Source organism: Hymenobacter sp. APR13 (genome assembly GCF_000737515.1).
Taxonomy (GTDB): Bacteria; Bacteroidota; Bacteroidia; order Cytophagales; family Hymenobacteraceae; genus Hymenobacter.
The window spans coordinates 3,072,653-3,089,380 of record NZ_CP006587.1 but is presented as its reverse complement, the minus strand read 5'-3'; the positions used below and the strand labels follow the sequence as shown (position 1 = coordinate 3,089,380).

Genomic DNA, 16,728 nt, shown 5'->3' with positions numbered 1-16,728 from the left:
GCCTGCCGGTGCGCTTCCTTAAGTCAGCTTCATGAAAATATATACCAAGACCGGCGACCAGGGCCTGACCTCCCTTATCGGCGGCACCCGGGTGCCCAAGTCCAGCCTCCGCATCGACTGCTACGGCACCGTCGACGAGCTGAATTCCTACATCGGCCTGCTCCGCGACCAGGACGTGAATGCCGCCCGCCGCGACCTGCTCAAGGAAATCCAGGACCGCCTGTTCACCATCGGCTCGTCGCTGGCTTCTGACCCCGAGAAGTCGAAGATGAAGATTCCGGACCTGCACGAGGCCGACGTGACGCTGCTGGAAGCCGAAATGGACGCCATGAATGCCCACCTGCCTGAGCTCCGGGTGTTCATTCTGCCCGGCGGGCACCAGTCGGTGTCGTTTGCGCACGTAGCGCGCTGCGTGTGCCGCCGCGCCGAGCGGCTGGTGATTCACCTGCGCGAAGACTCGTTTGTGGCCGACCTGGTGGTGATGTACCTCAACCGCCTCTCCGACTACCTGTTCGTGCTCAGCCGCCAGATGAGCCACGACCTTGGCGCCGAAGAAGTTAGCTGGAAGCCGCGCATGTAGCCGCGGGGAGTTGCGCCTTTCCCCCATCTTTGGTGCAACTTCCGGCCATACCGCCCGTCTTGGCAACTACTCCCGTACCGCTTGCGTTTTTCAAGTACCACGCCCCGCTTACCTGCCCAAATTCCCCCATCCCCTTCCCTTTACCCTCCCTTTTCCATGCTCGAAACCCTCACCATCCGGACCCAGCGTACCACGGCCTCGCGCCTCGAACACCTGGACCCCGAACATATTGAGTTCGGCAAAATCTTCTCCGACCATATGTTCGTGGTGGATTACCGCGACGGCGAATGGCAGGAACCCCAGCTGCTGCCCTACGGCGACATGACGGTGAGCCCCGCCAACTCGGCGCTACACTACGGGCAGGCCATTTTCGAGGGCATGAAAGCCTACAAGAATGCCGGCGGCGACATTGCCCTGTTCCGCCCGCTCGACAACCTGCACCGCCTCAACGCCTCCGCTGAACGCATGTGCATGCCCCAGCTGCCCGAGGAGCTGTTCATGCAGGGCCTCACCCAGCTCATCCGCCTCGATTCCGAGTGGGTGCCCAATTCGCCAGGCAGCGCCCTTTACATCCGGCCCTTCATGTACGCCACCGATGGGTTCATCGGCGTGCGCCCCTCCGAGTCGTACCGCTTCGTCATCTTCACCTGCCCGGTTGGCCTCTACTACAACAAGCCGCTGCGCGTGCGCTTCGAGGAGAAGTACGTGCGCTCCGCAGAGGGCGGCGCGGGCTTCGCCAAGAACGCCGGCAACTACGGCGCCGCCATGTACCCCACCAAGCTTGCCCAGCAGGAAGGCTACAACCAGCTCATCTGGACCGATGCTTCCGAGCACCGCTACGTAGAGGAATCGGGCACCATGAACGCCATCTTCGTCATCGATGGCAAGGTGGTGACCCCGGCCCTGAGCAGCTCCATCCTCGACGGCATCACGCGCCGCAGCGTACTGCAGCTGGCCCGCGACTGGGGCATGCAGGTAGAGGAGCGCAAATTATCTGCCGTAGAGGTGATGCAGGCGCTAGCCGACGGCAAGCTGGAGGAAGCCTTTGGCGTGGGCACCGCCGCCACCATTGCTCCCATTGCCGTCATCGGTTATCAGGGCCACGACCACGAGCTGCCCAAGCCCGCAGCCGATGCCTTCTCCCTGCGCGTCAGCGAGGCCCTGCAGGCCATCCGCACCGGCCAGGCGACTGACGGCCACGGCTGGATGGTAACGGTATAGCACAGCGGCAGCCTTACCGGTTTTTCCGTTTCAAACGGCCAGCTTCCTGCCAGAGGCTGGCCGTTTTATTTTCCTGACCTTTGTGCATTCAACTCTCACCATTTAACCTTTCCAATGACCCACGACCAGGTAAAGGAATTGAAGGGCCGCGCCGAGGCCCTGAGGAGGTATCTTTGACTACGATAACCGCAAAGAACAGGTCCTAGCCACCGAGGCCCAGGCCGCCGCTCCCGACTTCTGGGAAGACTCCAAGAAAGCCGAATCCATCCTGCGCGACATCAAGTCGGTGAAAGTCTGGACCGACGATTACGAGGCCGTGGAGCAATCCGTCAGCAACGTGGAGGTGCTCTACGACTTCTACCGCGAAGGCGAGGCCACGGAGGCGGAAATGACCCAGGAGTTCACCGCCGCGCAGCAGGCCGTGGAGCAGCTGGAATTCAAGCGCATGCTCTCCGATGAAGAAGATCAGCTGTCGGCTGTCATCGACATCAACCCCGGCGCCGGCGGCACCGAAAGCCAGGACTGGGCCGAGATGCTCATGCGCATGTACATCATGTGGGGCGAAAAGCACGGCTTCACGGTGCGTCAGCTCAGCTATCAGCCCGGCGAGGGTGCCGGCATCAAGTCAGCTTCGCTGGAAATCGACGGCCCCTTCGCTTACGGCTACCTGAAAAGCGAAATAGGCGTCCACCGCCTAGTGCGCATGTCGCCTTTCGACAGCAGCGGCCGGCGCCACACCTCCTTTGCCTCCATCTTCGCCTACCCGGTGATTGATGACACCATCAAGATCGAAATCAACCCCGCCGATATCAGCTGGGACACGTTCCGGGCCGGTGGTGCGGGCGGGCAGAACGTAAACAAAGTGGAAACTGCCGTGCGCCTCACGCACGCGCCCTCGGGCATCATCATTGCCGTGCAGATCGAGCGCAGCCAGCTCATGAACAAGGAGCATGCTCTACGTATGCTCAAATCGCGCCTCTACCAGATTGAGATGGACAAGCGCAACGCCGCCCGCGACGCCGTAGAGGCCGGCAAAAAGCGCATCGACTTCGGTTCACAGATCCGCAACTACGTGCTGCATCCCTACAAGCTCATCAAAGACCTACGCACCGGCATCGAGCGCACCGATGTGCAGAACGTGCTCGACGGCGACCTGGACGAGTATATCCGGGGCTACCTGATGGCCAACTAAAGCCGTTGCCAAAGCGCTGTCCAGTCGGGCCGCTGCCTGTAGTATTCACACAAAAAAGGGTCCTGCGTAGTACGCAGGACCCTTTTTTACTTGCTGAAATCAGCTCCAGATTACGGGTTCACGCTGTCCCAGGCTTTCTCAGCAGCCGGACGCGGCATGGCCGCAATCAGACGGTAAGCGCTGGTGCCAATCGTGCTACTAAAGGCCAGCGTGTACGGGAAAGTGGTAGCAGCGGAAGCCACCACATTCGGCCGCAGACGGCCCGTGCGACGCAGGTCCACGAAGGCGTGACCTTCATAAAACAGCGAGTAGCGGCGCTGACGCAGGATTTCGTCGGTAGCCTCAGCTACGTCGGCGAAGGCGCGGGTGCGCGCTGGCAGGCTGCCGGCTCGCGTGCGAATGACGTTTACGTCGGCCAACGCGCCGGGCAGATCGTTGGTATTTGCCTTGGCTTCAGCCGAAATCAGAATCAGCTCCTCATTGCGCATAATATCCAGCGGGCTGGTATTGGTAGCGAATACACGGGCTTCGTTGATTTGCGAGATGCCACCCGTTACACGGGCAGCCGTGCGACGGCCAATTTTAGCCAAACGGGCATCACCCGTTTCAGCTTCCGCCACTACGTTGTCGGGCACCCCGATTACCGTAGAACCGGTATTGCTTGGCACCTGGAAGTAAGGGTTGCCAGCGTCACCGGCAATAGCGGGGTTGAACGTCAGCTTAGGACCAACGGTCAGGCTGCCGGCCGCGTCCAGGAAGGAGGCTGCCAGCGCCGTCTTGGCACCAGCATAGTCTTTCTGGTAGAGAGCCACCCGGGCCGCCAGGCCGCGGTTGAAGCGCTTGAACGTAGCAGGCGTGTTGAAGCCGGCGTAGCCCGACGACAATGGGAAGCCGAAGGTGGCACCGGCAGCGTCCAGCTCCGGAACGGCCTGATCGAGCAGCTGACGGATATTGGCCAGAGCCTCCGTCTGCGACACGAACTTGCCGGGTTTCAGCGGGTCATCCAGGTCGATGCGGATGCCGTTTTCACCCTGCATGTTGAGCATCATCAGCTTAGCCAATGCCTCGTAGGTGTGGGTGAAGCCATCCACGCCCTTCTTCTGCTCGGCCGTGTACGCCTGGCTGTTGTTGCTCGACTGGCGGAACACCTGGGCAGCGCGGCGCATCTGCGCGAACGGAATGTAATAGCCGTTGTAGTAAGCGGCGTCGTCGAGCGTGGTGCGCGTGCCCTGCAGCTCGGCGTACCAGCGCGACTCGGTGGAAGCAAGCACCGTTACTTCGCGGCCCAGTACGCCGGCTACCCAGTTGAAGGGGGCGTTGCCGGTGTGGCCGTTACGATAAGAAGCTTCTACCCCAACCGCCAGCGCATCAAGCTGCGCCTTGTCGGCATTGGAAAGAACGGCGTTCAGGCTCGGGTTGTTGGGGTCAGTTACGGCTTCGGTTTCAAAGAAACCGCAGGAAGAAGTCCCCAGCAGCATGACGAGCGCGGCGGCCGTCAGCGTACGCTTATGGGAGAAAGTATGCATATGGTTGAAAAAATCAGAGGGTGAAAAAGTCAGGACTTAGAAGTCGATGCCCAAGTGGAAGAATACCCGGCGAGTGCTCGGATAACCGGCCACGTCAACCTGAGCAAAGTTGGAGGTTGCGCCGAAGTTGGAAACTTCTGGGTCGTAGCCTACATAATCCGTCCAGGTAATCAAATTGTTCCCTGACACACCAATTCTGATGTTCGATACATATTCCTTGAACAAGCTGGTACGCAGAGTGGTAGGCAGCGAGTAGTACAGGGAAGCCTCACGCAGACGAACATAACCCGAGTTCTGGATGAACTGACGAGCCGTCAGACCAGCCGTAGATGCACCCTGGCGGGCCTCACCCTTTGTAACTGGATTACCATCGGCGTCAAACAAGCCGCTGTCCTCGCTCCAGTCTTTCGATGTACCGCCTTCGTCCTTAAGCAGTTCGCTCAGGTTGCTGTTGTAGCCATCCTTTTTCCAGTGGAAGAGGAACGACAACTCGAAGTTTTTGGCAATCGTGAAGGAGTTCAGGAACGACATCTGGAACGTCGGCTGCGCGTCTTCGTAACGCGTCAGGCCGCTGAAGTTCGGACTGTTCGGATCGTTCGGCGTACCGTACCAGCGCGAAGGCGACTCACCTACTACGAACACGTTACGGCCGAAAGTGGCACCGAAGCCGGAGCCCGTGTTAAAGGGCGCTACCCGCAGCGGGGTTTCGTAGAGCTTGGTTACTTCCGTGCGGTTCAGCCAGAATTGCGTCGACGAGTTCCAGTTCAGGAACGGCTTACGTACGGGATTCAGGTTCAGGGCCAGTTCCAGACCACGGTTGCGCAGATCGCCGATGTTGTAGGCGCGGATAGACGTCAGACCGGTAGCGGGAGCCAGCGAGTAGGTGTTGACCAAGTCAAACACTTCTTTGTTGTAGACTGTAGCTTCCAGACCAATGCGGTTTTCTAGGAAACCCAGGTCGATACCCGCTTCCAGTTCGGTTGCGCGTTCTGGCTTGATATCGGGGTTACCCAGCAACGTGGATGGCAACAGGCCGGCGCGGCCGCCCGTGGACGTAGCTACCAGTGGTGAGTAGAGGGCGCCGAAGAATGCTGGTCCGCCAGTAGCACCGTAGGCAACCCGCAACTTCACCAGGTTCACTGGTTCAACTGTCCAAAAACCGAACTTGGCCAAGTTGACGGCCAGCGAGGCTTTCGGGAAGGAATAGTACTTACCTGGGTCGCCGTTGCGGTTGGATTTGTCGAAACGAATACCAGCCGTAGCGATGATCTGGTCACGGAAGTTAGCTTCTTGCTGTGCTACGAAGCCCACGTCGGCTTCGTTGGTGAGCACCGTTTCCTGCGTGGTTACAGTACCGCGGTTAGGCGTGTAAGGAGCGCCGGGCGACAGATTCTGGCCTTGGTTGAAGCTCAGGTTCTGGCGCTGCGATAGGCGTACGGTACCTACCTGCGAAGTCAGGCTCAGCGCCTCGCCCAGTTTCCAGTCGTAGATCAGGAAACCTTGCAGGTTGGTGTTGAAAAAGTTGTTTTTCGATACGCGGGCAACGCCGGGCAGCGGCCGGGCACGCTGCGACTGCATGTCGCCGGGCAGCGCGAGCAGGGCTTCGCTGGCCGAATAGTCGACACCACCCTGGGCGGCAAAGCGCAGCGAGGAGGTTTCGTTGTCGATCAGGCGCAACGTGAAGTTGGCCGTCTGTACGAAGCGGTTGGTGGTTTCTTCGTTGATGGCGCGGCCAACTACTGCCAGCGGGTTGTCGCCGGTGTAGTCGGAATCCGGATACTGGCCGGCTTCGTTCGGGAACAGCTGCGCGTAGCTCGGCGTGTAAGCCAGGTTATAGCCCAGCGAGATGCCGTTGTTGTCGTTGCCGGTGTAACCACGACGGTTAGAAGAGTTGATATAGTTGCCGCTCAGGCCGATGTCAATCCGCTGACCAATTTTCTGGTCGATGTTGGCCCGTACCGAATGACGCTCGAAACCGGTGCGCTTTACGATACCGTCTTCTTTGGCGGTAGAACCGGCCACGTAGAAGCGGGTACGCTCGTTACCACCCGAAACGCTCAGGCCTGTGTTGCGCAGGAAAGCCGTATTACCGTAGATTTCCTTTTCGTAGTCGTATATCTTACCTGACGCCGTTGCGGCGGCCAGTTTAGCCTTCTCATCAGCCAGACGGGCACCTCCATAGAATTTCTCCAGCTTGGCATCGGTCCAGTCTTCTTTGCCGAGCAGACGCCATGCCTCGGCGAAGCCCAGGTCTTGGTTGAAGCTGATGCGGGTTTTGCCGGCAGCGCCGCGCTTGGTTCTGATTACGATTACACCGGCGTTAGCACGGGTACCATAAATAGCCGCCGCGCTGGGGCCTTTCAGTACCTCAATCGACTCAATGTCGTTGGGGTTAAGGTCGGCCAGACGGTTGATACCGTTGTCCTGGCTGGTACGGCCAGTACCGGCCGCAGCGCCCGAGAAGGCCGCCGAGCCGGCGCCGTTGCCGACTTCAGCATTGATAGCGTATACCCCATCGATAACGTACAGAGGCTGCGACGAACCGTTGATGGTAGAAATACCCCGCAACTGCACCGACATACCACCACCGGGAGCACCGCTAGTCTGGGCAATGTTGGCGCCCACAATTTTACCACTCAACGCAGCATCTACCGATACAGGACGCGTGCTGCCCGTCAGGTCTTTGGCAGAAATCGTGGTGATGGCATTAGCCAGGTTGGCGCGCTTAATGTTAGTGGCCAAACCCGTTACTACTACTTCATCCAGGTTGCGGGTTGAAGAAGAGAGTGCCACGTTCACAGCCGAACCGTCGCCAATTGGGCGGTCTACGGAGCTGTAACCGATGAAGCTAAAAGTCAGCGTAGTAGCCGAAGCAGGTGCACTCAGCGTGTACGAGCCATCAGCATTGGTAGAAGCTCCTACCGTGGTTCCCTTCACGAGAACGGTTACACCAGGCAGGCCTTGCCCAGTGGCCGTGTCGGTAACACGGCCGGAAATGCTGCGATTCTGGGCCGCTGCCTGCTGCATCAGGACTGGCGACACCATCAGCGCACTTAGGAGAAGTTTACGCATGTAGGTGAGTGAGTTTAGTGAGTGAAAGTTGAAGGATGTGAAAGGTTTGGGCCAAACGTAGCGAAAAAACTCAATGAAATGACGCCGGAGTCAGTAAAATTTGCATTTAGTGCGTCAATGGAGTCAAGTATATTTATATAAATGCGCCTTTTAACCAATGCTTTTCTGACAATTTGATCTTTGATTAATTAAATATATCATAGTTTTTTTTTAGCTCTTTCAACTCAACTATAGTTGTCAAAGGCTGGTTAGCAGCAAGCGTCAGATTAGCTGCATACTTTACTTTATGAGTGCCTTATGTTGGCTGAAACCCGCTTAAACCAGCCTAGTGCCGGCAGCCCGCTAGCCTGGCTTTCCACTAAAACTAATGTAGTGAGACATGGGAGTCGTTGGTAATGGTAGGCCACCTTTAGATCGCCAAGAGAGTTCTGCAGGGTGCTCATCTTACTGGCTGGCAATGCGACTTAGTGCAGCCATAAATACTTTCACGCACGCAACACAGCGGGAAGGTGTTATCGACATCTGCCCCAGCTTATATTTCATTCTTTTGACAGACCTGAGGCTCTTTACCAGTAGCAAACTAGCTCAGTGCGCCCGGACCACGGTGCCAGCACTTAGAAGGGCTTTTATGCCGAGAATAGGCAAGAATTGACATATATACCCTGTTGTATCAGCTTCTGTGCCGCCTTTGCCATCACCGTAAGGGCTGTAAACTGCGCCACTGAGAACAAGTGAATAATGTACAGTTACTGCTTGATTTCCCTGCTTTACTATCCCAATTATTCAAATATTATCGGCTTTGTTGTTGGAAGTCTTGGCAAGGTTGTAAGTTTAGCTTCCTAACGCTCGGACTCTGCAGATTATACGGAGCTTCACGTTTTGCTTATCAGCACTTTTTTCACTCACCCATTTTTCACCCTTTATGCAAAAAGCTTTACTCATGAGCACTTTGCTCATGGCCTCCGCTTTCCAGGAGGTAGCGGCGCAGAACCGCAGTATTTCCGGCCGGGTAACTGACCGCCAGACTGGCGAGGGTTTGCCAGGTGTAACGGTACTTTTGAAAGGCACGTCCAATGGCGTGTCCACCAACTCAGACGGTACCTTCGCGTTGTCTAACGTGCCGGCAACTGGCGGCACGTTGGTTATCAGCTCTATTGGCTTCATCAGCGTAGAGCGCCCAATTGGTACCGACAGCCAGATCAACGTGGGCTTGGCTACTGACTCCAAACAGCTGAGTGAAGTAGTGGTAACAGCTTTCGGTATCGAGCGCCAGACCAAGGAACTGACCTACAGCGTACAGCAAGTAGAAGGCAAAAACCTGGTCCAGGCCGGCCAGCCTAACGTTACCAATGCCTTGCAGGGCCGGGTAGCAGGCGTTACGGTACGGCAGTCGAGCGGGATGCCTGGTTCGTCGTCGCAGATTACCATTCGGGGCAGCCGCTTTCTGACTGGTAACAACCAGCCGCTGTACGTAGTAGACGGTTTGCCAATTGAAAGCAATGCCGACTTTGGCGGTGGCGTTTCCGGCACCGACGCTTCGAGCCGGGCCCTCGATATCAACCCTAATGATATCGAGAGCATCTCGGTGCTGAAAGGAGGGGCTGCTTCGGCCCTTTATGGCAACCGCGCCAACAACGGCGTAGTGGTTATCACTACCAAGCGCGGCAAAGGCATCGATAAGCCAGCTCAGCTGAGCTACAGCACCGACTATTCTTGGGATACCCCTTCTGTGCTGCCGGATCTGCAGAGCAAGTACGCTCAGGGTAGTGCCGGTACATTTAGCCCTAACACGTCCCTCTCTTGGGGACCATTGCTGACAGATCTGGATCCTACCGTACTTGACAACGGCGGCAAGCCACTGGTGCCGGGCAAGGTTTACGACAACGTAGATCCATTCTTCCAGACTGGCCATACAGTCAACCACTCGTTGGGCTTGGCAGGCAATGGTAGCTATGGCAACTATGCCGTGGGCCTGGGCTACACTAACCAGGATGGCATTGTACCTACTACGGGCATGAAGCGCTATACTGGCAAGATCAGTGGCGACTTCAAGGTTACGCCTAAGCTGACGGTGGGCGCTTCGCTGAACTACTCCAACATCGACATCGATAAGATTGCCGGTGGCTCGAACACGTCGAACCCACTCTTCACCACTTACTTCGCACCGCGTAGCTACGACCTGTGGGGCATTCCATTCGAAAATGCCAGCAACCCATTCCTGCAGATCCACTACCGGGCTGCCATCGACAACCCACGCTGGTCGCTGAAGCATAACTACTTCAACGAGCGCACCAACCGGGTATTCGGCAATATCAACTCGTCGTACAAATTCACCGACTGGCTGTCGCTCAACTACCGTGTCGGGGTTGACCAGTACACCACCGACGGCAAAGAAGTATACGACCTGGGCTCAGGCTTCACCGGCGGCCGCACGGCTATTCCGAGCGGTGGCCAGGTAAACGACTACTCCGTTATCCAAAACCAGGTTAACTCCAACGTCAACCTGTCGTTCAATAAAAATCTGACGGAAGACATCAACCTGAACCTGCTGGTTGGTAACGAATTCTACAACATCAGCAACCGGTTCCAGAGCATGCTGGGCCAGGGCATCACCATCGGTGGCCTGCGCAACATTGGCTCTACCATCACGCAGACGACCAGCGAAACGCTTGACCGTAAGCGCACGGTTGGCTTCTACGGCAACATGATTGCCTCGTGGAAGGACATGATTTTCCTGAACGCCTCCGGCCGCCAGGACTACATCTCCAACCTGGAGCGCGACAACCGCAAAATCTTCTATCCCTCGGCTGGTCTCGGCTTCGTGATTACGGAAGCCATTTCGGTGCCACAGAATATTCTGAGCTTCGCTAAAATCCGCGCTTCGTACGCAGAAACCGCGCAGGCTCCAGGCGACGCGTATGCGACCCGCACGGTGTTCAACCGCGGTGGCGCCGGTAGCGGCTTCCTCAGCGACGGTATCAACTTCCCCTTCAACGGGCAAGGTGGCCTGACGCAAAGCGACATCCTGCGCTCCCCGGATCTGCGGGCTATCAACATCAAAGTGTCAGAAATTGGCGCCGATCTGCGGTTCCTTAACAACCGCCTGACCTTCGACTACACCTATTTCAAGTCGGTGGCGTCGGACCAGATCTTCTCCGTACCGATGGCTCCATCGGCCGGCTACACGTCGCGCTTCATCAATGCCGGCGACCTGCAGACCACCGGCAACGAGTTGACTGTAGGCGTAACGCCCTTCCAGAGCACGGATGGCTTCAACTGGAACATCACGGCGAACTACACCTCGTACCGGAACCGCGTGAAAGAGCTGTCGGATGGTGTAGACAACATCTTCATCGGGGGCTTCGTGACGCCGAACGTGCGCGCGCAGGCCAACAACCTCTACCCTGTGCTATTTGGCTCGCGCTACAAGCGTAGTCCCGACGGCGACATCGTGGTGGACGACGACGGCTACCCCGTTGCTGACGAGGAAAACGGCGTAATCGGCCAGGTTCAGCCTAAATATGAACTGGGCGTTACCAACAACTTCAGCTTCAAAGGCCTCGCCCTGCTCGTGCAAGTTGACATGCGTCGGGGAGCTCAGATGTACGGCGGCAACACGCGCCTGGCCAAGCTATACGGCATGGACAAGGAAACCGAAGACCGGGAGTCAGACTACATCTTCTCCGGGGTGAAGGAAGTGCGCGACGCCAACAACAACGTGACGGGCTACACGCCTAACACGACGGCCATCAAGCGCGACCAGGTATACTGGTCGCAGGTACTGGACGGTATTTCGGAGTCGAACGTGTACAGCACCGACTTTGTGCGTCTGCGCGAAGTATCGCTGTCTTACACGCTGCCCACTTCGCTGGTTAGCAAAACGGGTGTCTTCAGCAACATTGCCATTTCGGCCATCGGCCGCAACCTGTTCCTGATTACGGACTACCCCAACTTCGACCCGGAAACCAGTGTAGGCGGTGCCTCCAACTTCCAGGGTCTGGAATATGTATCGCTGCCGCAACTGCGCTCCTATGGCGCATCGCTGCGTGTTACGTTCTAATTTCCTTCACTCTACTTGCGCATTTTCTGTCATATGAGACATTCTAAACTGACTCCTTATCTGATGATGATGGGCCTGGTTTTTGGAACCAACGCCTGCTCCGACGATAAGCTGGATGAAATAAACACCAACCCCAACAGCCCGGTAGACGCTCCATTGGCGCTGCTCATGCCCCAGGTAGCAGTTGATGCGGCCTTCGGCATCTCGGGCACCGACCTGGCCTGGTACTCCTCTATCTTTGTAGAGCACACCGCTGGGGTGCATGCCCAGTTCGAGTCGGCCGATAAGCGCGCCAATGCTTCTTTCAATGCAACGGCCACGTCCAACAACTGGGACGATATCTACGCCACCGAGCTGCAGGATCTGGACCTGATGATCTCACGGGGCTCTACCGGTGGTGCCGAAGCCGACTCGTGGCGTTATGTGGGCATTGCCAAAGTGCTCAAGGCTTACGTGATGAGCGTAACCACGGACCTGTTTGGCCGTGTGCCTTACTCGGAGGCAAACAAGGGGGCTGCTAATCTGAAGCCTACCTACGACACGCAGCAAAGCATTTACACCAGCCTGAATGCGCTGCTCGACGAGGCCATTGTGGATCTGGACAAGCCGTCGGCCAAGACACCAGGCGCAGCCGACTTCTACTACAACGGCGACGCGGCTAAGTGGAAAAAGGCGGCGTACGCGCTGAAAGTGCGGTTGGCCAACCACCTGAGCAAGCGTGACCCTGCCGGTTCCGCGGCCGCGGTGCTGGCAGCTATGCCAAATGCCTTTGCCTCCTCGGCCGATAACCTGTCGTTCACGAAGTACACCTCAACGGCTATCGGGGAAAACCCTTGGTTCCAGGAAGAGAATGACCGTAGCCACTTCGCCGTGAGCACGACGTTCTTCAATATCCTGCGCAACACTACCGCCGCCACCGACGCTAACCCTGCCGACAACGACCCGCGTATCCCGTTCCTGATTGACCCAGTAGGTCGCGTGGCTACGGCCGCCCGGGTGGGTGCCCCAAACGGCACCGCCATCAACGACCAGGGCCGCACCCGCTACTCGCGCGCCTCGGTTAACCTAGTTAACGCCACGGCCGTGCAGCCGATGCTGACGTACTCGGAACTGAAGTTCATCGAGGCGGAAGCCCGTCTGCGCACCGGCGACCGGACTGGGGCCTATGCAGCCTACGTGACGGCCGTCAACACCGACCTAGCCAGCAAAGGTGGCGCTGACTTTATCAGCACCAGCACCAGCCCTGCTTCGCTGGAGTTTCGCAACCGCGTGTTCGTGGGCGCGGCTAACCTGAGCCTGCGCGACATCATCACCCAGAAGTACATCTCCTTCTTCGTGTACCAGTCGATTGAAGCCTACAATGACTATCGTCGCACGGGTTTCCCTGTCCTGAACAACCCCCGCAACTCGGTGTTCTTCCCTCGCCGGTTCCCGTATCCGCAAAGTGAGTTGGATACAAACGCCGACAACGTACCCACTACTGCCATCGGCAATGGGGTATGGTGGGATGATGGTTCGGAAGATTAGCAGACCCGTTATCACTGAAAAAAAGGAGACCAGAAGTTATCTGGTCTCCTTTTTTTTTGCGCTTTCGCAGGGTTCTCTCTAACAGGTGCCATTTCTTCATTGAAATTGAACAATAGATTAAAAGCATTTAATAAAGTGGCGAGCTTCCGATAAAACACGCAATAAAGTGCCATAGAGGCCTACTCCTAAGCAATTTATTGTCGAGCCAAAAAATCTGACTTGCAACAGCCTGTTTCATGGTTACCTCTAAACAAGCTGTTGCAAGTCACTTGCCGGTTGACGCACTATCAGCGAATATTCTCCCTTTATTTTGGAATTGGTAATCCGGTTGTAAATTCGGACTTCAGAGGTTGGTGATGTAGCTGATTGGGTACACTTTCCTCCTCTACATTCAGAGACACAAATTCACATTTTCTTACACACTCCTCATGCAAAAAACCTTACTCGTGAGCACTCTGCTCATGGCCTCCGCTTTCCAGGAGGTAGCGGCTCAAAACCGGAGTATTTCCGGCCGGGTAACCGACCGCCAGACCGGTGAAGGTCTGCCAGGCGTGACCGTACTGCTGAAAGGCACAACCAATGGTGTGTCTACTAATTCAGACGGCACCTTCTCGCTGAGCAATGTACCAGCAACAGGCGGTACACTGGTTGTCAGCTCTGTTGGCTTTGTTAGCCTTGAACGCGCAATCGGCAACGATAACACCATCAATATTGGACTTGCAACCGACACCAAAGCGCTGAGCGAGGTGGTGGTAGTAGGCTACGGCGAACAGTCGAAAACCCTGGTAACCGGGTCGGTATCGCAGGTGCAGGCCAAAGAATTTGCCAGCCAGCCCGTTGCCAGCGTAGAGCAGGTACTGCAGGGCCGCGCTTCCGGCGTGCAAGTAACGTCCAACTCCGGGACGCCCGGCGGCGGCATCAGCGTGCGGATCCGCGGCAACAACTCCATTTCGGCTAGCAGCGACCCGCTGTACGTGGTGGATGGGGTGCCCGTGAACAGCGGCAACTACTCCAACGTGGGCGTAGGTAACCAGCAGCTCAACGCGCTGTCGGACATCAACCCCAACGACATTGCGTCTATTGAGGTGCTGAAGGATGCTTCGGCGGCAGCCATCTACGGCTCGCGGGGTGCCAACGGCGTAGTGCTCGTGACCACCAAGCGCGGCCAGAGCGGCAAAACCAAAATCACGCTCGATGCTTATGCCGGCGTACAGCAAACCTGGAACCGCCTGGACGTGCTCGACGGCCAGCAGGCCCAGGACCTGATCAACGAAGCCCGCACTAACGTAGGCCTGGCTCCCCGTTATGTAACGACTAACCCAAACCCTGCCTCGCAACAGCTCTTCACGGGCGCCAGCACCAACTGGCAGGACGAGATTTTCCGCGACGCCCGCGTGCAGAACTACACGCTCACGGCTTCGGGCGGCGACCCCAAAACGCGCTTCCTGATTTCGGGTACCTACTTCGACCAGGAAGGTATCGTGCTTGGCTCGAACTACACCCGGGGCAGCGGTCGTTTCAACCTCGACCACCAGGTTACGGACAAGTTTAAGGTGGGCTTGAGCCTGACTGGCAGCCGCTCGCTGAGCAACCGTATCAACAACGACAACAACATCTACGGGGTACTGAGCACGGCCATTCTGCTGGGCTCGCAGTTTCCGGTACGCAACGCCGACGGTACGTTCGGCCGCGACCCGTTCAACTCGGTGGAAAACCCGGTGGCAGCAGCTACGCTGCCTACCTTCCTAGCCCGCAACAACCGCGCTATCGGCTCGCTCTACGGCGATTACCAGTTGGCAAAAGGCCTGCGTCTGCGCTCCTCCATCGGGGGTGACTACCTGAACCTGAAGGAAGATGTGTTCATCCCGAGCACAGCCCTGCAGGCTGTAGGCAGCAACGGCAGCGGTAATGCAAACAGCCGCTACGACGTAGGCTGGATCAACGAAAACACTCTGAGCTACGACAAGCAGTTCGGTGACCACTCGCTGACCTTCCTGCTGGGTCAGAGCGCGCAGCGCTCGGTGCAGCAAGGTATTATCACCTCGGTTTCGGGCTTCGCTACCAACAAAATCACCCAACTCTCGGCTGGCTCGGTGAAAACGGATGCTTCGTCCGACGAAACGCTCTGGACGCTGCTCTCGTTCTTCGGCCGCGTTAACTACAACTACCAGGGCAAGTATATCTTCTCGGGCTCTCTACGCCGCGACGGTTCGTCGCGCTTCGGTGTCGACAACAAATACGGCTACTTCCCAGCCGCCTCGGTGGGCTGGCGCGTGTCGGAGGAAGCTTTCCTGAAAGACAATAGTGTCATTAGCGAGTTGAAGCTGCGCGGTGGCTACGGCGTAGTCGGCAACTTTGAAATCGGCAACTTCGATTCACGCAACCTGTTTGGCGTGGGCGCCGGCAACTTGGCCAACTACAACGCTGTGGCCGGCTTCGCTCCTACGCAACTGGGGGTTTCGGATCTGGGCTGGGAACAGACCACGGAATTCAACGTGGGTGCTGACCTGGGCCTGATAGAAAACCGGGTACTGCTCTCGGTGAATGCCTTCCGGCGCAAATCCAACGACCTGCTGCTGAACCGTCAGCTGCCGCTCACCTCGGGCTTCGGCACCGTACGCCAGAACATCGGCGACATGGAAAACAAGGGTCTGGAGTTTGACCTGACCACGCAGAACGTCAAAAACGACGGCTTCAGCTGGACGACCAACTTAAACGTCTCGGTTATCCGCAACGAAGTAACCCGTCTGGTAAACAATGCCGCATTCCTGGCTGGCTTCGCCAGCCGGGTGGAAGTAGGCCAGCCCTTGGGTAGCTTCTACGGCTACGTGGTAGATCGGATTTACCAGAGCGCGGATGAAATCAACGCAGACATCTCGGAGGCACGCCGCCTGACCGGCAACCCAACGGCCCTCTATCAGGGTAACAGCGCTGCTACCACGCCCCGGCCTGGTGACATTCGCTTCCGGGATCTGAACGGCGACGGCGTTATCTCGGCGCTGGACCAGCAGATCATTGGTTCGGCCCAGCCGAAGTTTTTTGGCGGTATCACCAACACGCTGAACTTCAAAGGTGTTGACCTGAGCTTCTTCTTCCAGTTCACTAAAGGCAACGATATCTATAACAACACCCGCGCTTTTGCTGAAGGCATGAACGCGCAGTTTGGCCAGCTGGCTACTACGCTGGACCGCTGGACACCTAACAACCCCAGCACCACCATGCCGCGCGCGGCCTCCGGTGACCCAAACAACAACCGCCGCACTTCAACCCGCTTCCTGGAAGATGGCTCGTATCTGCGCCTGAAGACGGCTACGCTGGGCTACAACCTGCCCGCTACCTGGCTGGCTCCGGTGCGCCTGCAGTCGGCCCGCATCTACGTAGCCGGCCAGAACCTGCTCACGTTCACGAAGTATCAGGGGTTGGATCCGGAAATCAACACGTTCACGGGCACAAACTCCAACATTGCCCAGGGCACCGACTTCCTGACATTCCCTCAAGCCCGGGTATACCAGGTTGGCATCAACATCGGCCTGTAATTTCCACTTCGCAA

At 57.3% G+C, this 16,728-nt stretch carries 8 protein-coding genes; 6 read left to right on the top strand and 2 right to left on the bottom strand.

What is annotated here, in order from left to right; translation table 11 throughout:
- Window positions 1-31: 31 nt before the first annotated feature.
- The 3 genes from N008_RS12975 (at window position 32) to prfB (ending at window position 2,993) form a co-directional block, all read left to right on the top strand.
- Window positions 32-580, top strand: coding sequence for a cob(I)yrinic acid a,c-diamide adenosyltransferase (locus tag N008_RS12975; protein ID WP_044016559.1), 549 nt, complete (start codon window positions 32-34; stop codon window positions 578-580).
- Between the two features lie 156 nt (window positions 581-736).
- The gene (locus N008_RS12970) at window positions 737-1,801 is read left to right on the top strand and encodes a branched-chain amino acid aminotransferase (RefSeq protein WP_044016557.1); all 1,065 of its coding nucleotides are present in this window, start codon (window positions 737-739) and stop codon (window positions 1,799-1,801) included.
- Window positions 1,802-1,915: 114 nt separating this feature from the next.
- Window positions 1,916-2,993, top strand: a protein-coding gene (prfB, locus tag N008_RS12965; RefSeq protein ID WP_156109308.1) for a peptide chain release factor 2 whose coding sequence is annotated in 2 segments (ribosomal slippage) — window positions 1,916-1,966 and window positions 1,968-2,993 — 1,077 coding nt in all. Because the reading frame shifts where the segments join, the coding sequence is not laid out codon by codon here.
- Window positions 2,994-3,103: 110 nt separating this feature from the next.
- Here the strand turns inward: prfB and N008_RS12960 are convergent.
- Together N008_RS12960 and N008_RS12955 are read right to left on the bottom strand one after the other, a co-directional pair.
- The gene (locus tag N008_RS12960) at window positions 3,104-4,519 is read right to left on the bottom strand and encodes a RagB/SusD family nutrient uptake outer membrane protein (protein ID WP_052381520.1); all 1,416 of its coding nucleotides are present in this window, start codon (window positions 4,517-4,519) and stop codon (window positions 3,104-3,106) included.
- 36 nt (window positions 4,520-4,555) lie between these two features.
- The gene (locus tag N008_RS12955) at window positions 4,556-7,591 is read right to left on the bottom strand and encodes a SusC/RagA family TonB-linked outer membrane protein (protein ID WP_044016553.1); all 3,036 of its coding nucleotides are present in this window, start codon (window positions 7,589-7,591) and stop codon (window positions 4,556-4,558) included.
- A gap of 940 nt (window positions 7,592-8,531) precedes the next feature.
- On the opposite strand from N008_RS12955, the gene N008_RS12950 reads away from it, so the two are divergent.
- The 3 genes from N008_RS12950 (at window position 8,532) to N008_RS12940 (ending at window position 16,714) form a co-directional block, all read left to right on the top strand.
- On the top strand, window positions 8,532-11,651 hold the full coding sequence (locus N008_RS12950; protein WP_071884533.1) for a SusC/RagA family TonB-linked outer membrane protein: 3,120 nt from the start codon (window positions 8,532-8,534) through the stop codon (window positions 11,649-11,651).
- A gap of 33 nt (window positions 11,652-11,684) precedes the next feature.
- Window positions 11,685-13,178 carry a SusD/RagB family nutrient-binding outer membrane lipoprotein gene (locus N008_RS12945; protein WP_071884532.1) on the top strand — a complete coding sequence of 498 codons (1,494 nt, stop codon included), beginning with the start codon at window positions 11,685-11,687 and terminating at the stop codon, window positions 13,176-13,178.
- A 428-nt stretch (window positions 13,179-13,606) separates the two neighbouring features.
- Window positions 13,607-16,714, top strand: a complete 3,108-nt coding sequence (locus N008_RS12940; protein WP_052381517.1) for a SusC/RagA family TonB-linked outer membrane protein — start codon at window positions 13,607-13,609, stop codon at window positions 16,712-16,714.
- Window positions 16,715-16,728: the final 14 nt, after the last annotated feature.